The organism is Leisingera sp. MMG026 (assembly GCF_021654205.1).
Classification (GTDB): Bacteria; Pseudomonadota; Alphaproteobacteria; order Rhodobacterales; family Rhodobacteraceae; genus Leisingera.
Genome location: NZ_JAKFZM010000025.1, coordinates 42,670 through 57,995, shown reverse-complemented (window position 1 = coordinate 57,995; position 15,326 = coordinate 42,670). Strand labels below are relative to the sequence as shown.

Annotated in this window: 14 protein-coding genes; 7 read left to right on the top strand and 7 right to left on the bottom strand. The window is 62.3% G+C overall.

What is annotated here, in order from left to right; all coding sequences use genetic code 11:
• Positions 1–2,196 carry a primosomal protein N' gene (locus L1069_RS14750; protein ID WP_237456170.1) on the bottom strand — a complete coding sequence of 732 codons (2,196 nt, stop codon included), beginning with the start codon at positions 2,194–2,196 and terminating at the stop codon, positions 1–3.
• A gap of 81 nt (positions 2,197–2,277) precedes the next feature.
• Here L1069_RS14750 and fsa point away from each other — a divergent pair, with 81 nt between their 5' ends.
• The 5 genes from fsa (at position 2,278) to L1069_RS14725 (ending at position 6,299) form a co-directional block, all read left to right on the top strand.
• The gene (fsa, locus tag L1069_RS14745) at positions 2,278–2,931 is read left to right on the top strand and encodes a fructose-6-phosphate aldolase (protein ID WP_129371764.1); all 654 of its coding nucleotides are present in this window, start codon (positions 2,278–2,280) and stop codon (positions 2,929–2,931) included.
• A gap of 396 nt (positions 2,932–3,327) precedes the next feature.
• Entirely contained in the window at positions 3,328–4,026 is a 699-nt protein-coding gene (locus L1069_RS14740) for a DUF484 family protein (RefSeq protein ID WP_129371765.1), read from the top strand.
• Positions 4,023–4,943: a tyrosine recombinase XerC gene (locus L1069_RS14735; protein WP_237456169.1), complete on the top strand. Its 921-nt coding sequence runs from the start codon at positions 4,023–4,025 to the stop codon at positions 4,941–4,943. The genes L1069_RS14740 and L1069_RS14735 overlap by 4 nt, the downstream gene beginning before the upstream one ends.
• A gap of 51 nt (positions 4,944–4,994) precedes the next feature.
• Positions 4,995–5,222, top strand: coding sequence for a GDCCVxC domain-containing (seleno)protein (locus L1069_RS14730; protein ID WP_134829254.1), 228 nt, complete (start codon positions 4,995–4,997; stop codon positions 5,220–5,222).
• A gap of 366 nt (positions 5,223–5,588) precedes the next feature.
• Positions 5,589–6,299 (top strand): CDP-alcohol phosphatidyltransferase family protein, encoded by a 711-nt coding sequence (locus L1069_RS14725; protein WP_129371769.1) that lies wholly within the window; start codon positions 5,589–5,591, stop codon positions 6,297–6,299.
• Between the two features lie 112 nt (positions 6,300–6,411).
• Here the strand turns inward: L1069_RS14725 and L1069_RS14720 are convergent, their stop codons facing one another.
• Entirely contained in the window at positions 6,412–6,864 is a 453-nt protein-coding gene (locus L1069_RS14720; RefSeq protein ID WP_237456168.1) for a methylated-DNA--[protein]-cysteine S-methyltransferase, read from the bottom strand.
• A 194-nt stretch (positions 6,865–7,058) separates the two neighbouring features.
• On the opposite strand from L1069_RS14720, the gene L1069_RS14715 reads away from it, so the two are divergent.
• A complete protein-coding gene (locus L1069_RS14715; protein WP_237456167.1) occupies positions 7,059–7,445 on the top strand; it encodes a hypothetical protein in 387 nt (128 codons plus the stop codon).
• A gap of 103 nt (positions 7,446–7,548) precedes the next feature.
• Positions 7,549–7,956, top strand: coding sequence for a hypothetical protein (locus L1069_RS14710; RefSeq protein WP_237456166.1), 408 nt, complete (start codon positions 7,549–7,551; stop codon positions 7,954–7,956).
• Here L1069_RS14710 and L1069_RS14705 read toward each other — a convergent pair.
• From L1069_RS14705 to L1069_RS14685, 5 genes are all read right to left on the bottom strand, one after another.
• The gene (locus tag L1069_RS14705) at positions 7,913–8,938 is read right to left on the bottom strand and encodes a transporter substrate-binding domain-containing protein (RefSeq protein WP_129371773.1); all 1,026 of its coding nucleotides are present in this window, start codon (positions 8,936–8,938) and stop codon (positions 7,913–7,915) included. The genes L1069_RS14710 and L1069_RS14705 overlap by 44 nt on opposite strands.
• Before the next feature lie 11 nt (positions 8,939–8,949).
• Positions 8,950–10,029: a transporter substrate-binding domain-containing protein gene (locus L1069_RS14700; protein ID WP_237456165.1), complete on the bottom strand. Its 1,080-nt coding sequence runs from the start codon at positions 10,027–10,029 to the stop codon at positions 8,950–8,952.
• A gap of 149 nt (positions 10,030–10,178) precedes the next feature.
• The gene (locus L1069_RS14695; RefSeq protein WP_237456164.1) at positions 10,179–10,973 is read right to left on the bottom strand and encodes a hypothetical protein; all 795 of its coding nucleotides are present in this window, start codon (positions 10,971–10,973) and stop codon (positions 10,179–10,181) included.
• A 234-nt stretch (positions 10,974–11,207) separates the two neighbouring features.
• Positions 11,208–14,150, bottom strand: coding sequence for an isoleucine--tRNA ligase (ileS, locus tag L1069_RS14690; protein ID WP_134829250.1), 2,943 nt, complete (start codon positions 14,148–14,150; stop codon positions 11,208–11,210).
• A gap of 292 nt (positions 14,151–14,442) precedes the next feature.
• Positions 14,443–15,321 carry a calcium-binding protein gene (locus L1069_RS14685; protein ID WP_237456163.1) on the bottom strand — a complete coding sequence of 293 codons (879 nt, stop codon included), beginning with the start codon at positions 15,319–15,321 and terminating at the stop codon, positions 14,443–14,445.
• Positions 15,322–15,326 lie beyond the last annotated feature (5 nt).

The window sequence follows — 15,326 nt, the reverse complement described above, 5'->3', positions numbered from 1 at the left end:
TCAAAAGAAACTCTGAGGATCAATATCAATGCTCAGCCGCAAGTCCCCTTTGAGACGCAAGGGCGCGGTCCAGCGGGCGATCGCCGCTTGCAACGGCACGCCCTTTGCCGCCTTGATCAGCAGCCGCACCCGGTGGCGGCCGCGGACGCGGGCGATGGGTGCTGGGGCCGGGCCGAATACCTGCGCACCGATCTGGCGCAACGGACCGTCGTTGCGGGCCATCGCATTGCCCAGGTCAAAGACTGCTGCCAAGTCCGGCCCCGACAGAATGATGCCTGCCATGCGCCCATAAGGCGGCACGCCGGCGGCCTGGCGCTCAGCAGCCTCGGCTTTCCAGAAGCTCTCCTCGTCCCCCGACAGAATTGCCCGGATCACCGGATGTTCAGGCTGAAAGGTCTGCATCAATGCTTCGCCGGGCCGCTCTGCCCGCCCGGCCCGGCCTGCCACCTGGCGCATCAGCTGAAAAGTGCGCTCGGCTGCACGCAAGTCCGAACCTTGCAGGCCCAGGTCGGCGTCGATCACCCCCACCAGCGTCAACAGCGGAAAGTTGTGCCCCTTGGCTACCAGCTGGGTGCCGAGGATGATGTCGGCCTCCCCCTTCGCAATTTCCTCGATCCGGCTCTTCAGGGCACGGGCGGAGCCGAACAGATCGGAACTCAGCACCGCGATCCGGGCCTCGGGGAACAGGGCAGTGGCTTCCTCCGCCAGCCGTTCGATGCCAGGGCCGACGGGGGCCATCTTGCCCTCCACCTCGCAGGACGGGCAGGCCTCCGGCACCGGCTTTGTTTCACCGCATTGATGGCACATCAGCCGTTTCATGAAACGGTGCTCGACCATCCGCGCGTCGCAATGGTCGCAAGCCACCTGGGCGCCGCAGGCGCGGCAGATGGTGACCGGGGCAAAGCCGCGGCGGTTCAGGAACAGCAGCGACTGTTCGCCCCGTTCCATCCGCAATTTCATCGCCCGTTTCAGAGTGGGCGAGATCCAGGTGGCGGGCAGCAGATCCTCGGACCGCATATCGACGCTGCGCATCTCCGGCAGCACCGCGGCACCAAAGCGAGCTGTCAGGTCCAAACGTTTGTATTTGCCCGCCTCAGCGTTGACCCAGCTTTCCAGGCTTGGTGTGGCGGAGGCCAGCACCACCTGCGCCGAGCACATCGCCGCCCGCAGCACCGCCATGTCGCGGGCGTTGTAAAGAACTCCATCTTCCTGCTTGTAGGAGGTGTCGTGCTCCTCATCGACGATGATCAGGCCCAGATCGCGGAATGGCAGAAAAAGCGCCGAGCGGGCACCGATCACCAGACTGGCCGCCCCCTGCCCCACCATTTTCCAGACCCGGCGGCGCTCGGTCATTGTGGCGCCGGAATGCCATTCCGCAGGATTGGCGCCGAACCGCGCCTCAACGCGGGTGAGAAATTCGGCTGTCAGCGCGATCTCCGGCAGCAGCACCAGCGCCTGCCGCCCGGCGCGCAAGGCGGCGGCGACCGCTTCCAAATAAACCTCGGTCTTGCCCGACCCGGTAACACCTTTCAGCAGCGTGGTGCCGTAGCGCCCGCTGTGGACGCCTTCGGCCAAGGCGGCGGCGGCACTTGCCTGATCCTCGGTCAGCTGTTTGCCGGGCAGCTCCGGGTCCAGCTGCGGATAGGGCGTGTCGCGCGGCGCCTCCTCCTCGCGCAAGGCGCCCTGCTTCACCAGCCCCTTCACCACCGAGGGCGTCACATCGGCCATGTCCGCCAGCTCGCGCGGGGTGAAGGCAAGGCCGCCGTATTGCTCCAGCACCTCCAGCACCCTTGTGCGGGCATCGGTCATCCGGTCCGGCACGCCCTCGCCCCGGCGCAGGATCTTGCGCATCGACGGCGGATCGCTGAGGCCCGGCGCCCGGGTCGCCAGCCGCAGCATCGCGGGCATCGGGGTGAGCGTATAGTCAGCGGCCTTGCCCAGAAACTGGCGCATCTCGGTCCGCATCGGAGCCACGTCAAGAACCCGGATCACCGCACGCAGCTTGGCCGAATCGAAATCGCCCGCACCCGGCCCCCAGACCACGCCCAGAACCTTGCGCGGCCCCAGCGGCACCTCGACATAGGCGCCTAAATAACAGCCGCCCTCCGGTGCGCGGTAATCCAGAAGCCGGTCAAGGGGTTGCGTCGTCAGCACCCCGACCCGTTCGCCTGCCTGAAAGAACTCCTGCCCGCTCATGCTGCTGCCCATGTTGCCGCCCGTAATCCCATGAGGTAAAGGCAGAAGCGACAGAGGCCAACCCATCCAAAGGACTGCCCCATGAAATTCTTCGTAGATACCGCCGAGATCGACGCGATTGCCGAGCTGAACGATCTGGGCATGGTGGACGGTGTCACCACCAACCCGTCGCTGATCAAGAAATCCGGCCGCGACATCATCGAAGTGACCAAGGAAATCTGCGCCCTGGTTGACGGCCCGGTCTCTGCCGAGGTCACCGCAACCGATGCCGAGACGATGATTGCCGAAGGCCGCAAGCTGGTGGAGATTGCAGAGAACATCGCGGTGAAGGTGCCGCTGACCTGGGATGGCCTGAAAGCATGCAAAACGCTTTCCGATGACGGCCATATGGTGAACGTAACCCTGTGCTTTTCGGCCAATCAGGCGCTGCTGGCGGCCAAGGCGGGTGCCACCTTTATCTCCCCTTTCATCGGGCGTCTGGACGACATCAACCTGGACGGCATGGAAGTGATCGAAGACATCCGCACCATCTATGACAACTATGGCTTTGAAACCCAGATCCTGGCCGCCTCGATCCGTTCGGTGAACCACGTGCTGGACTCGGCCCGCATCGGCGCCGATGTGATCACTGCGCCGCCGGCCGTGATCAAGTCGATGGTGAACCATCCGCTCACCGACAAAGGCCTGGATGCATTCCTCGCCGATATCAAGGCGGCGGAGATCAAGATCCTCTGATCCCGCTTAGCGGATCCAGGACCGTGAAAGGCGCCCCTGATCGAGGCGCCTTTTTCTTTGCAAACTTTAGTACCAGTGTTTTTACAAGCACCTTCATAACCGCAGCGAAGCACTCCCGCGTCCCCGCACGCCCCGGCTGACGCCGGACCGCATGGGGTCTTGGGCCCGGCAGCGCGCCTGCGACGCGCTGCCGCGGCGTTTCACGCCGCCGCGCCGGGCACCTGCCCGGCGCCCCGCCCAACGGACGCTGTGCATGCCAATGCACTGCCGGCGGGCGGGAGCAGCGCCGCCGCTGCAATTTCCGCTGCAACTGCATTTTTCCGCAGCAAAGCCCGGTTCCCATGCTATACAGGTCACCAAACCCGTCAGAGGTCCGGATCCGCAAGAGTTTTTGACATGAGCAGTTCAGCCAACCTGGAAACCCAGTTGCGCGAGGCGATCCTCGCCAAACCCGATGCCGTGCTGCAAGACCAGCACCTGATGAATGCCCTTGTCGCCGCCAATGAGCGGGCCATGGGCTCCAACGTCGTCGATCTGCGCGGCATCGCGATGGAGCGGATGGCGGCACGGCTAGACCGGCTGGAGGATACCCACCGCTCGGTGATTGCCGCGGCTTATGACAATCTGGCCGGCACCAACCTGATTCACCGCGCTGTGCTGCGGCTGCTGGAACCGCAGGACTTTGCCGGCTTTCTGGCCTGCCTGGAACAGGAGATGCCGGAGATCCTGCGCGTGCAGTCCCTGGCGCTGGTGCTTGAGACCGCCCAGCCCGGCGGTGCCGAGATTGAACGCAAGTCCGGCGCCCTGAAGCTGTCAGGCCCCGGTTTTACCGAAAGCTATGCCGGCCAGCCCGGCAGCCAGCGCATTGTGACCCTGCGCCAGACCCAAAGCGGCAGCCCGCGTGTTTACGGAGCAAAAGCCGAATGGATCCGCTCCGAGGCCTGCCTGATGCTGGATCTGGGCGAGGGCCGCCTGCCCGGAATGCTGGTGATGGGTTCCGAAGACCCGCATCAGTTCTCGCCGATGCAGGGCACCGATCTGCTCGCTTTCTTTGCCGGCGTCTTTGAACGCGCGATGCGCTGCTGGCTGTCATGACATTGATCTCCCCGGCCTGCCGTGATGCCCTGCAGCTTTGGCTGGAGCGGTTGGGCGGGCTGGAGGCTGCCTCGGCCAACACGCTGGCCGCCTACCACAGCGATGTCAGCGCTTTCCTGGCTTTCATGACCGAACACTCCGGCGGCCCGCAAGGGCTGGGTGCGCTGGCGCGGATCACCACAGCCGATATGCGTGCCTGGATGGCCTCGGAGCGCGGTTCGGGCACCGGTGCCCGCTCGCTGGCGCGCAAGCTATCGGCAGTGAAAACCTTCTACCGCTGGCTGGCGGAGCGCGAAGGGTTTGAACCCGCTGCAGTGCTTTCTGCCAGGGCGCCGAAATTCCAAAAGAAACTGCCCCGCCCGCTGGCGCCGGATGCCGCCAAGGCGGTGCTGGAAACGGTGGAGCTGCAATCGCAAACCGATTGGGTTGCAGCCCGTGACGTGGCGGTAGTCACACTGCTGTACGGCTGCGGGTTGCGGATCTCAGAAGCACTTAACCTGACAGGCTCCGACGCGCCGCTGCCGCCGGTGCTACGTATCCTGGGCAAGGGTAAAAAGGAGCGGATTGTGCCGGTTCTGCCAGCAGCGCGCGACTCGGTGGACCGCTACCTTGCGCTCTGTCCGCATCCGCAGGAGGCACAAGCACCGCTGTTCCGCGGTGTGCGGGGCGGCGCGCTGAACCCGCGCCAGATCCAAGGGGTGATGGCCCGGACCCGCGCCCAGCTGGGGCTGCCCGCAACGGCAACGCCGCACGCGCTGCGCCACAGCTTTGCCACCCATCTGCTGGAGGCAGGCGGCGATTTGCGAGCCATTCAGGAGTTGCTGGGGCACGCGTCCCTGTCGACCACCCAGGCCTATACGGCGGTGGATACCACGCATCTGATGGACGTCTACATGCGGTCGCACCCCAAGGCATGACTTGACCCCAAAGCCTGACTGGCCTTTGCTGAAGCCAGGGAGGCCTGCTGCATGTCTGCAACTGAACCCGCAACACCCGTTTTGACCAGTGTTCTCACCTGTCCTGCTTGCGGGCATGAGGCCGCAGAAGAGATGCCGCAAGACGCATGCCAATGGTTTCATGAATGCCCGGCCTGCCGCGCCCTGCTGCGGCCAAAACATGGGGATTGCTGCGTTTTCTGCTCCTACGGCAGCATTCCCTGCCCGCCGGTACAGACAGGCGGCAACTGTTGCGGCTAGCGTGGCCGCGCATATGCATTCGCTAAAATGCGCTCTATTTTCGCGGCAGCGGGAAAGCTGCTGTTAAGGCGCTGCGGGCTTGATAGCAGAAACCGATCCAGAAAGGATTCTGCTATGACCTGTTACGGCTATTCAGCCTTGTTTGCCGATGGCGCCCCTGCGGCCCCTGCCCCGCCGCCCGGAACGCAACCTTGGGAGCGGGCACGCGATATGCCTTCCAAAGCCCCCTTCTCCTCGCCTGACATCACCGCTCCAGCCCCCTTTGGCCAGCGCATGGCCCGCATCCAGTTCTCCAACGGTACGGATTTCCGCCCAAAGCTGCATTGAATGCTTGCGGGATTCGGCCAAATTCGCCATCAGGGGCGCATGACACCTCAGATCCGTGCCCTCTCCGTTCATCTGCTGACTGCAACCGGTGCCGTGTTCGCCATGCTGGCGATGCTGGCAGCGGCGGACGGCAAGTGGAGCCTGATGTTCGTCTGGCTGGTGATCGCATTTGCCGTTGACGGCGTCGATGGCCCGCTGGCCCGGCATTACCATGTCAAACGCTACTCGCCGGAATTCGACGGGGTGCTGCTGGATCTGATCATCGACTACCTGACCTATGTCTTCATTCCGGCCTTTGCGCTGTTCCAATCGGGATTGATGGCAGGCTGGACCGGCTGGTTTGCAATCATCGTCATCACCTTTGGCAGCGCGATGTACTTTGCCGACACAAGGATGAAGACCAAGGACAATTCCTTTGCCGGCTTTCCCGGCTGCTGGAACATGCTGGTGCTGGTGATCTTTGCGCTGGAGCCGAGCCATTGGACCATCCTGGTGCTGGTGACCCTGCTGTCCGCCGCCATGTTCCTGCCGCTGAAGTTCATTCACCCGGTGCGCACCGCGCGCTGGCGCAAGGTGTCATTGCCCATGGCGCTGGCCTGGACCTTCTTTGCAGGCTGGGCCGCCTGGGTTGATTTCCACCCCGCCAGCTGGGCGCATTGGGGGTTGGTGGTGACATCGGTCTACCTGCTGTTTGTCGGCATTGCCCAGCAGATCGTGCCGGAACGGCGGCGCAAGTCCACAGCGGTTTGATGCGTCGCTGACAATGGGGCGCTGCCCCTCTGCGCCCTTGGCAGGACGCATTCACCCCGGGATACTTCCGGCCGGAAGAAGCAGCAGGAGCGCTGCAGGCCGGACCCTGCGTTCAGATCAGCAGGCCCGCAGCGCCTTCATGTTTCAAAAGCGCGACTTTGGTTTCCACCCCGCCCTGGCCCGAAAAGCCGCCCAGGCCCGTGGCGCTCAGCACCCGGTGGCAGGGAATGATCACCGGGATCGGATTGGCGCCGCAAGCATTGCCAACCGGCTGCGGCGGGGTGCCGAGATCCTTGGCGATTTCTCCATAAGTGCGGGTTTCGCCAAGCGGGATCGCCAGCATCGCAGCACAGACCGCGCGCTGAAAGTCCGAGCCCTCTACAAACAGCGGCAGATCGAAACCCGTTAGCTCACCGGAAAAATAGGCACGCAACTGCGCCAGCGCGCTGTCCAGAAGCGCCGACTGCCCGTCCGCCTGAGCTGACCAGGCAAGACGCACAATGGCGCCGTCCCGCTCTGTCACGCTGAGCGCACCCACGGGTGTATCAAGGCTCGCTGAAATCATGGGTCCTCTCCGAAGCGTCTTCTGGCTGCGCATCTTCTGCAGGAATGGCATCAGAAGCAAGGGCGTCTCCGCCGGGCCGGCCGCCCCCCGCCGCACCGCATTAACACTATATTAACCAGTGTTAAGGTTTCGCCGCCACATTGCATCAAATTATAATAAAGTGAGTTTCAAGAACGATCCTAAAGGTCAGCAAGATGATTACTGCAGTTTCCAGCACCGCCAGCCTGTACAACAGCATGAAACAGATGCAGGCCGCCTATCAGCGCCAGCCGGCAGTCGCGCAAGCAGGCGGCCAGCCGGCGGATACACTGCTGATCGAGGGCACTGCCCAAGGGATCGCCCGGGCCGCTGCCCGCGAACAGGCGCTGAGCGGCGAACGCCCGGATGCCCTGACAGCCCAGTACGTCGGCCCTGCCCGCGCAGCAGCCCGCACCGCGGCGCTGGACCTCAGACAGATGAATGGTATCGACATGGCTGCCTATTTCCTGGATCTGGCCAGCGGCTGCCAGGCCGGGCCCAAGCCGGTCAGTGCCCTGGAGGCGGAAAACCAGTATGCCGAAGCCCGGCGCATCACCGGCTGATCCGCCCTGCCGATACGCTTCGGACCGCATTAACCCGCTGTTAAACACGCTATGTTAACTTTCCTGCAAGACCGGTTCTCAGCCACCGCGAAGGTTCCGCTCAATGTTTATACCAGTTTCAGGACGGGTAAGTCCTGCCAAACCGAACCGCGGTCTTTTGACCGCCCGCCCGGTTGTCCGCTCGGACGATCCGGAGCGCAGCGAATCTGCCAGCACCAGTCCGCGTGACCGGCACCCGGACGGCCATTCGCAAGACCCGCCCGGCGATCAGGGCAGCCGCCGTATCCGGGCGGGAGAGCACCAGCGCGATACAGACCGGAAACCGGCCCTGTTTCAGGAAAACGACGTTCTGGCTGCCCATCTGCTGCTGCAGCGTGCGGGGCAAGACCCGCATCCCGAGGCAGGATCCGAAGCTGCCTATCATGGCTATGAAGCCGCCAGGTCCATGTCGGCCTGGCGGCCTGAAGTTACTGCAGCTGAGCCCAGAACAGCTCCAGATGGCGTGACATGATCTCCTCGAAGCGGCCGCTGTCGCGGAGCTTTTTCAGCCCTGCGTTGATCCGGTATAGATGCGACGTGCCGCGCCAGTGACGCTTGGAAATCACCACGTGCAAGCCCTCTTCGGAGAGCGGTTTTTCCAGCGGCAGCACGGTGTCGCGCAGACCTTCCCGGACAATGGTGCTGGCGCCCAGGAACAAGTTCACCGCCACCGCATCCACCTGGCCCTCGGACACCATGCGGAAACAGTCGGCCGGTGATTGCGGCTGCACCAGGGTGATTTTGCCGTCATCCAGCCAGCGGCGCCCCTGCCGGTTCAAATCGTGGGTGAAATAGCCCTTGGGGCGGCACAGGGTCTTGCCCTCGATATCCCTGTCTTCCGCATAGACGAACTGGTCCTGCACCCGCACAAACAGCATGATCGGCAGTGCCATCACCGGTTCGGAAAAGTGAAAGTTCACGCAGCGCTCATTGTCCGGCTCCGCCGCGCAATCGGGCTTATACCAGGGAAAGCCCATATCGAACTCTTTTTGGTCCAGCATCGGGAACAGATGCTTGGACCAGTCGTCCTCCCAGTTGATCGCATAAGACACCGGCGAAGGCGCCAGTTCCAGCGCCGCATTGACCAGCTCGGTCACCATGCCCTGGCCCGGCAGCCCGCGGTCGGTAAAGGGCGCATAGCCGCCGCCGGTCAGCAGCGTCATCTCGGCCTCCTGCCTGCGCAGCGGGGTGGCGTCCGGGGCGGTCGCCTGTTTGATGCAGGGTATCTGCAGCTTGCGGCCCGGCACCACCGACGAGCCGACAAGAACATCCTGGTTGCGGTAGTAAATCATGGTCCAGCGCTCGCGGTCGCCGTAATGGGTCTCGGCGATCGAAAACAAATTGTCCCCCGGCTGCACGACATAGTCCACATCGCAGATCGCCAGGGCCGCCGAGGGCAGCAGCCCCAGCAGCAGCCCCAGGCCCAGCAAGTGGCGGCAGAAGCTGTTCAGCATGCTTTTCCCCCTCAAAATCCGGCCCAGACCCGGGCCATGTGGTCTTCGATGATCGCCTGATAGGTGCCGTCCTCGCGGATACCCTGCAGCGACGCGTTGACCATCTCCATCAGCTGCTGTGCCTGGGGGTGGGTTTTGTGGACAATCACGTGCAGTGCCTGGATCGAGATCGGCTCGGGCACCACATCAAAGCGGTCCGAAAGGCCCAGCTCCTTGATCTGCGCGCGGCCGGTGAATTCGTTCATCACGACCGCGTCCGCCTTGCCCTCAAGCACCATCTCGTAGCATTCGGCTGTGGTCAGCGGCTGCACCACCTCAACCTTGCCGTCGCGCAGCCAGTGGCGGCCCTGCTGTTCGAACAGATACGTCTCATAGCCTTGCGGGCGGCAGAATGTCTTGCCGAACAGGTCTTCGTCCTTGGTGAAGGTCAGGGGCCGCGTCTTGTCGGTGAACATCAGCACCAGCACTTCGAACATCGGGTCCGAGAACAGGAAGTTCTTGCAGCGCGGCTCTTCGGGGCTGTTTTCGCAGTCGGGCTTGTACCAGGGAAAGCCCGCGTCCAGCAGTGCATTGGACAGCAGCGGCTCTTCATGCGACGTCCACAGGTCGACCCAATGAACGGCGTATCCCTGCTCAGGATTGGCATGGCGCATTGCCGCGTTCAGCACGTCGGTCATCATGCCGCCGTTGTGCAGGTCCTTGCCGGTAAAGGGGGCAAAGTCATCCGCTGTCAGCAGGTTGATGCGGTGGCGCACCTCGGCGCTACCTGAGGTGATCTGCACCGGTTTGGCGGCCACCGGCACGCTGGCAGAGATTTCCTTGCCGCCTTCCAGACCCAGGGGCAGGCCCTCAAGACAGGCCAGCGACAGCTTCATGCCGACGCGCAGGGCACTGGGTTTGGGGCCAATGGTATCAATGTTGCGGCTGTGGATCGCGCTCCATTTGCCCGCATCCTTGTACAGCTTGTCAGCGATCACCGACAGGCTGTCGCCCGGCTGCACGGAATAGACCCCGCCGCAAGTCTCAGCCGCAGCAGAATTGGCTGCAAAGGCAAACAGGCCCATGGCAGCGGCTGCAATGTATGTCTTCATAGTCCCCCCGGGAAATAGTCTGCACCGCAGCCGGTTCCGGTCTGCGGCGCCCGTCGTTCTGGTTGTTATGAGAGGTCCCCGGCCTGCACCGGCAGCGCGCCCAAGGGGCAAACGGGAACGGCCCCGGCGCAGCCGCCGGAGCAAAAAGATCAGTTGCCGACAAACAGAGCCAGCAGCGTCGCCGTGTCAACCCGCCCGTCAGCCCCGATCAGGCTGGCGGGCACGGTGATTTCCTTGCGCTCATAAGCGCCGTTCACCAGCTGGTCGATATAGGCTTCGGACTGGCCCTGGGCCGCGGCGGTCAGCACCATTTTATAGAGCGCAGTTCCTGCCGCCGGCGCCGCAGCTGCCGCCTGGTTCAGGCTTTCCGGATTTGCCTGTTTGCTGCGCAGCGCGGCCAGGGTTCCGGCAGTGATGCGGGCGACCATGGCGTCTTCGGCGCCGGCATCGTCCTTCTGCAGCCCCGCCGCCGCAGCGGCACCGGCCGGCTGCACGGTACCGGCAGAAAGCTCCGCTTCTGCCGCCGTTTGCAGACTGGCCTGTTCAGCCGTTTCAACCGGAGTTCCGCCACTGAATTGGAAATACAGAAGCATCGCCGCGGCCACCGCCAGACCAGCTGCCGCGAGGCCCAGCTTTGGCAGCGCACTGCCGCCGTCCGCGGGTACCGGCGCAAAGGGCTGCGGACCTGGCACAATTTTCTGTTCATCCGCTGCGGCACTGGCAGGTTTCGCCGTCTTGGCGGTTTTGGCCGCTTTGACAGCAGCGGTTTTGGGCGCGGCAGGCTTTGCAATTGCTGCCGCGGGTTCCGGTTTGGCCCCGGTGCTGTCCGCGACCAGCCCGATTTTCATATTCTTCGGGGCCGATACCCCGTCTATCCGGATAGATGCACTGCGCGGCTTGCCCGGTTCACCTGCCGGTTGCGCGTCCGCTTTCCGCTTCAGCATAATAAACTGCCCCCCTGCCCCATGCCATATTATTAAGTCGGCTGAAAACCTACATGGAATTAACGAATTCTTAACCAATTGTAGAAAACCGGTCAACATCTAGAGGAATTCAATTTGCCAACACACAAGGCCGCACCCGGAAAAAGTGCAGGAAATCCCGCAACAATAGCGTAAAAATGACAGCGCCCGGCAATTAGGCCGGGCGCAAATCACAATTCAAAGCTGAAAGCCGGGTTATCCCAGCGCGCTATCGCATCGGCCGCAAACACCGTCATGGACGTGATTGCCCACATCCGGCAGGATCTTCCAGCAGCGCTGGCACTTGCCGCCGTCGGCTTTCTCAAACACCACCGAAACACCGTCGACCTCGGGCATACGGAAAGCTTCGGCCGGGGCCGGATCATTGGTCAGCATGATGTCCGAGGTAATGCAGATATCGGCGAAGTTCACCGATTTCAGCGCCTCCAGCGCCTCGCCGTCGCGCACATGCACCACCGGGGCGGCCTCAAGCGAGGCACCGATCACCTTGTCGGTGCGTTGCACTTCAAGCGCTGCCGTCACCACCCGGCGGGCCTGGCGGATCTTGGACCATTTCGCCGCCAGCGGCTCATTCAGCCAGTCAGCCGGTGTGTTAGGAATGTCCTGCAGATGGATTGAGCTGCCCTCGCCCGGGTATTTCTCCAGCCAGACCTCTTCCATGGTGAACACCAGAACCGGTGCCAGCCATGTGGTCAGCCGGTGGAACAGGATATCCAGCACCGTGCGCGCCGCGCGGGCGTTCAGGGTGTCGCCATCGCAATAGAGCGCATCCTTGCGGACGTCGAAATAGAAGGCCGACAAATCCACAGTGGCAAAGTTGAACACCGCCGAGAACACACCCTGGAAGTCAAAGGTCTGATAGCCGGTGCGCACCTTGTGGTCGAGTTCCGCCAGCCGGTGCAGCACCCACTGCTCCAGCTCCGGCATATCCGCCGGCTCCACGCGCTGTTCTTCAGTGAAATCCTTCAAGCTGCCCAGCAGGAAGCGCATGGTGTTGCGCAGACGGCGGTAGCTGTCGGCAGTGCCTTTCAGGATTTCCGGTCCGATCCGCTGGTCCGAAGTATAATCGGTCTGGGCCACCCACAGGCGCAGGATATCGGCGCCGTACTGCTGCACGATCTTTTCCGGCACGATGGTGTTGCCCAGCGATTTGGACATCTTCATGCCCTTCTCGTCCAGCGTGAACCCGTGGGTCACCACGTTGCGGTAAGGTGCGCGCCCCTTGGTGCCGCAGGCCTGCAGCAGCGAGGAGTGGAACCAGCCGCGGTGCTGGTCGGTGCCCTCCATATAGACATCGGCAATGCCGTCTTCGGTGCCGTCCTCGCGATCGCGCAGCACAAAGGCATGGGTCGAGCCGCTATCGAACCACACGTCCAGAACGTCGAACACTTGATCATAGGCGTCCGGATCCACGGAGTTGCCCAGCACCCTGGCCTTGAAGCCGTCCTGATACCAAACGTCTGCACCATGCGCGTCGAACTCAGCCACGATACGCGTGTTCACCTCGTCATTGCGCAGCAAAAAGTCCGCGTCGGTCGGCAGCGCGCCCTTCTTGGTGAAGCAGGTGAGCGGCACGCCCCAGGCGCGCTGGCGGCTCAGCACCCAGTCGGGGCGGCTTTCGATCATCGAATGCAGGCGGTTGCGGCCGGTCTGCGGGTACCATTTCACCAGCTCATCGATCGAGCGCAGCGCGCGTTCGCGGATGGTATCGCCCATCTGGTCCATTCCGTCGTCCATCTTGCGGTCGACAGAGGCAAACCACTGCGGTGTGTTGCGGTAGATGATCGGCGCCTTGGAGCGCCAGGAATGCGGGTAGCTGTGCTTGATCTTGCCGCGCGCCAACAGGCCGCCGACCTCGGTCAGCTTATCAATCACCGCCTTGTTGGCATCGCCCTCGCCGCCCTTGCGGTTCAGGATGTATTTGCCGCCGAAAAACGGCAGATCGGCGCGGAAGCCGCCGTCGTCCATCACGTTATAGGTGATAACCTGCTCCAGCATGCCCAGATCGCGGTACAGCTCGAATTCCTCCATCCCGTGCGACGGCGCGCAATGGACAAAGCCGGTGCCTTCGGTGTCGGTGACAAATTCAGCGGCGCGGAAGTCGCGGATATCGTCCCATTCACCGTTGGAGCCCTCAGCGCCGTGCAGCGGGTGGGTCAGGCCGATGCCTGCCAGATCAGAGGCCGGAACATCAGAGACGCGGGTATACTGATCCTCAGACAGGCGCGCGCGCTTGAACACATCTGCTGCCAGATTATCGGCCAGAATGTATTTCTCGCCCGCAGCAGCCCAGCACTCATCCGGAGTGCCGGTGACTTCATAGAGGCCATAGGCGATCTCTTCGCCGTAAACCACGGCCTTGTTCGATGGCATGGTCCAGGGCGTGGTGGTCCAGATCACGACATTGGCGCCGGCCAGTTTGTGATCAGCAGGCTCAGCCACCTTGAACTTCACCCAGATGGTGAAGCTTTCCTTGTCGTGGTATTCGACCTCGGCCTCGGCCAGGGCGGTTTTCTCGACCGGCGACCACATCACGGGTTTCGAACCCTGGTACAGCGTGCCGTTCATCAGGAATTTCATGAACTCATCCGCGATCACCGCCTCGGCGTGGTAGTTCATGGTCAGATACGGATCATCCCAGTTGCCGGTGATGCCCAGCCGCTTGAACTCCTCGCGCTGGATATCGACCCAGCTGTCGGCAAAGGCGCGGCATTCCTGGCGGAATTCAACCACCGGCACCGCATCCTTGTTCTTGCCCTTCTTGCGGTACTGCTCCTCGATCTTCCACTCGATCGGCAGGCCGTGGCAATCCCAGCCCGGCACATAGCGCGCGTCAAACCCCATCATCTGATGCGAGCGCACGATCATGTCCTTGATGGTCTTGTTCAGCGCGTGGCCGATGTGCAGATGGCCGTTCGCATAGGGCGGGCCGTCATGCAGGGTGAAGGGCTGGCGCTCGGCGTCACTGCCCTTGGCTGCGGCGGCCTTGTCACGCAAGCGGTCATAGACCCCGATCTGCGCCCAGCGCTCCAGCCATGAAGGCTCGCGCTTGGGCAGGCCTGCGCGCATCGGGAAATCGGTTTTCGGCAGGTTCAGGGTGTCTTTATAGTCAGGCGTCTGGGGCGTGTCGGCGCACATGCGTTGCGTCCTTTGGATGATCAAGGCTGGAAATCGGGATATTCGGTTCGGCGCGATGGCTCAAGCGCCTTTGCCCGGCGGCTCGATGCTTTCAGAGCGCCGGGGATATAATTCGAATAATGATGGCCGCGAATAGGGACATGAACCGCCTTATAGGATGGTCCCGCCGGAGGGTAAAGCGGCAGATGGATAGCAAAACAGGCATGGGCGCCGCCTAAGCGAACGGCCCCCATGATTTCAATCAAAAAGCTCCCTGCCTCGTGCATCATCGCAATCAGAAAGCAGAGCCCCCTCAGAACAGCAATATGTCTCCACTATCCACATTGTGCCCGTAGACGGTGAGAGTATTTCCACCGCCGAAATCAAAGAACGTGCTGCCATTCGGCATTGATACGCCCATTGCGATTATGTCATTCGCGGTCTCGACATCAAAGGCCGCTTTGTCGAAGGACAGCTTGTCTCCACCATTACCGAAATCCGTAATGACGTCATTGTCCGTAGATGCGTGGAAAATAAACGTATCGCTGCCAGGCCCGCCCTTCAGCGTATCGTTGCCGGTGCCGCCGTCCAGCGTGTCATTATCATTGCTGCCATTCAGGTCGTCATGACCCGCACCGCCAATCAATGTGTCCTTGCCATAACTTCCAAACAGCGTGTCATTACCGTCCCCGCCAGTCAGCAAGTCGTGATGATAGCCGCCATCCAGTGAATCATCGCCATTGCCGCCGTTCAACACGTCGTCGCCATAGTGGCCGGTCAAAGTGTCGTCTCCGCCCTTACCGCTGAGAATGTCATCACCAGTGTTGCCTTCAATGGTATCGTTACCGCCAGCGCCAGTGATCACATCGTCGTTTCCGGTACCAAAGACCATTGTGCTGCCGCTGCCCGAAACGGTGAGCCGGCCATCAACTACTGCATCACCATCTTTGAACGTCACACCAGCAAACGAATAGTCCCCACCGCCCTGCAGGAAAATCTCCCTGTCAGAAGCATCGACAACACCAACGCTCTTTAGATCAAAACCAGTGCCAAGGCGGATGTCGAAACCGCTCACCTCAACCAGTAGCAGAATATCTGAGCCGCTACCGCCGTTGACTGAGTCATTTAGCCAATTTCCACCTTCATCGTCGGAATACAGGGCAATGGTATCGCTCCCAGCTCCACCGTCCAACGTAT

Coding starts and splice junctions, on each gene's coding strand:
- L1069_RS14725 (WP_129371769.1), top strand. CDS start 5,589: ATGACACCTCAGATCCGTGCCCTCTCCGTTCATCTGCTGACTGCAACC.
- L1069_RS14730 (WP_134829254.1), top strand. CDS start 4,995: ATGTCTGCAACTGAACCCGCAACACCCGTTTTGACCAGTGTTCTCACC.
- L1069_RS14720 (WP_237456168.1), bottom strand. CDS start 6,864: ATGATTTCAGCGAGCCTTGATACACCCGTGGGTGCGCTCAGCGTGACA.
- L1069_RS14695 (WP_237456164.1), bottom strand. CDS start 10,973: ATGCTGAAGCGGAAAGCGGACGCGCAACCGGCAGGTGAACCGGGCAAG.
- L1069_RS14700 (WP_237456165.1), bottom strand. CDS start 10,029: ATGAAGACATACATTGCAGCCGCTGCCATGGGCCTGTTTGCCTTTGCA.
- L1069_RS14740 (WP_129371765.1), top strand. CDS start 3,328: ATGAGCAGTTCAGCCAACCTGGAAACCCAGTTGCGCGAGGCGATCCTC.
- L1069_RS14715 (WP_237456167.1), top strand. CDS start 7,059: ATGATTACTGCAGTTTCCAGCACCGCCAGCCTGTACAACAGCATGAAA.
- fsa (WP_129371764.1), top strand. CDS start 2,278: ATGAAATTCTTCGTAGATACCGCCGAGATCGACGCGATTGCCGAGCTG.
- L1069_RS14705 (WP_129371773.1), bottom strand. CDS start 8,938: ATGCTGAACAGCTTCTGCCGCCACTTGCTGGGCCTGGGGCTGCTGCTG.
- ileS (WP_134829250.1), bottom strand. CDS start 14,150: ATGTGCGCCGACACGCCCCAGACGCCTGACTATAAAGACACCCTGAAC.
- L1069_RS14735 (WP_237456169.1), top strand. CDS start 4,023: ATGACATTGATCTCCCCGGCCTGCCGTGATGCCCTGCAGCTTTGGCTG.
- L1069_RS14750 (WP_237456170.1), bottom strand. CDS start 2,196: ATGAGCGGGCAGGAGTTCTTTCAGGCAGGCGAACGGGTCGGGGTGCTG.
- L1069_RS14710 (WP_237456166.1), top strand. CDS start 7,549: ATGTTTATACCAGTTTCAGGACGGGTAAGTCCTGCCAAACCGAACCGC.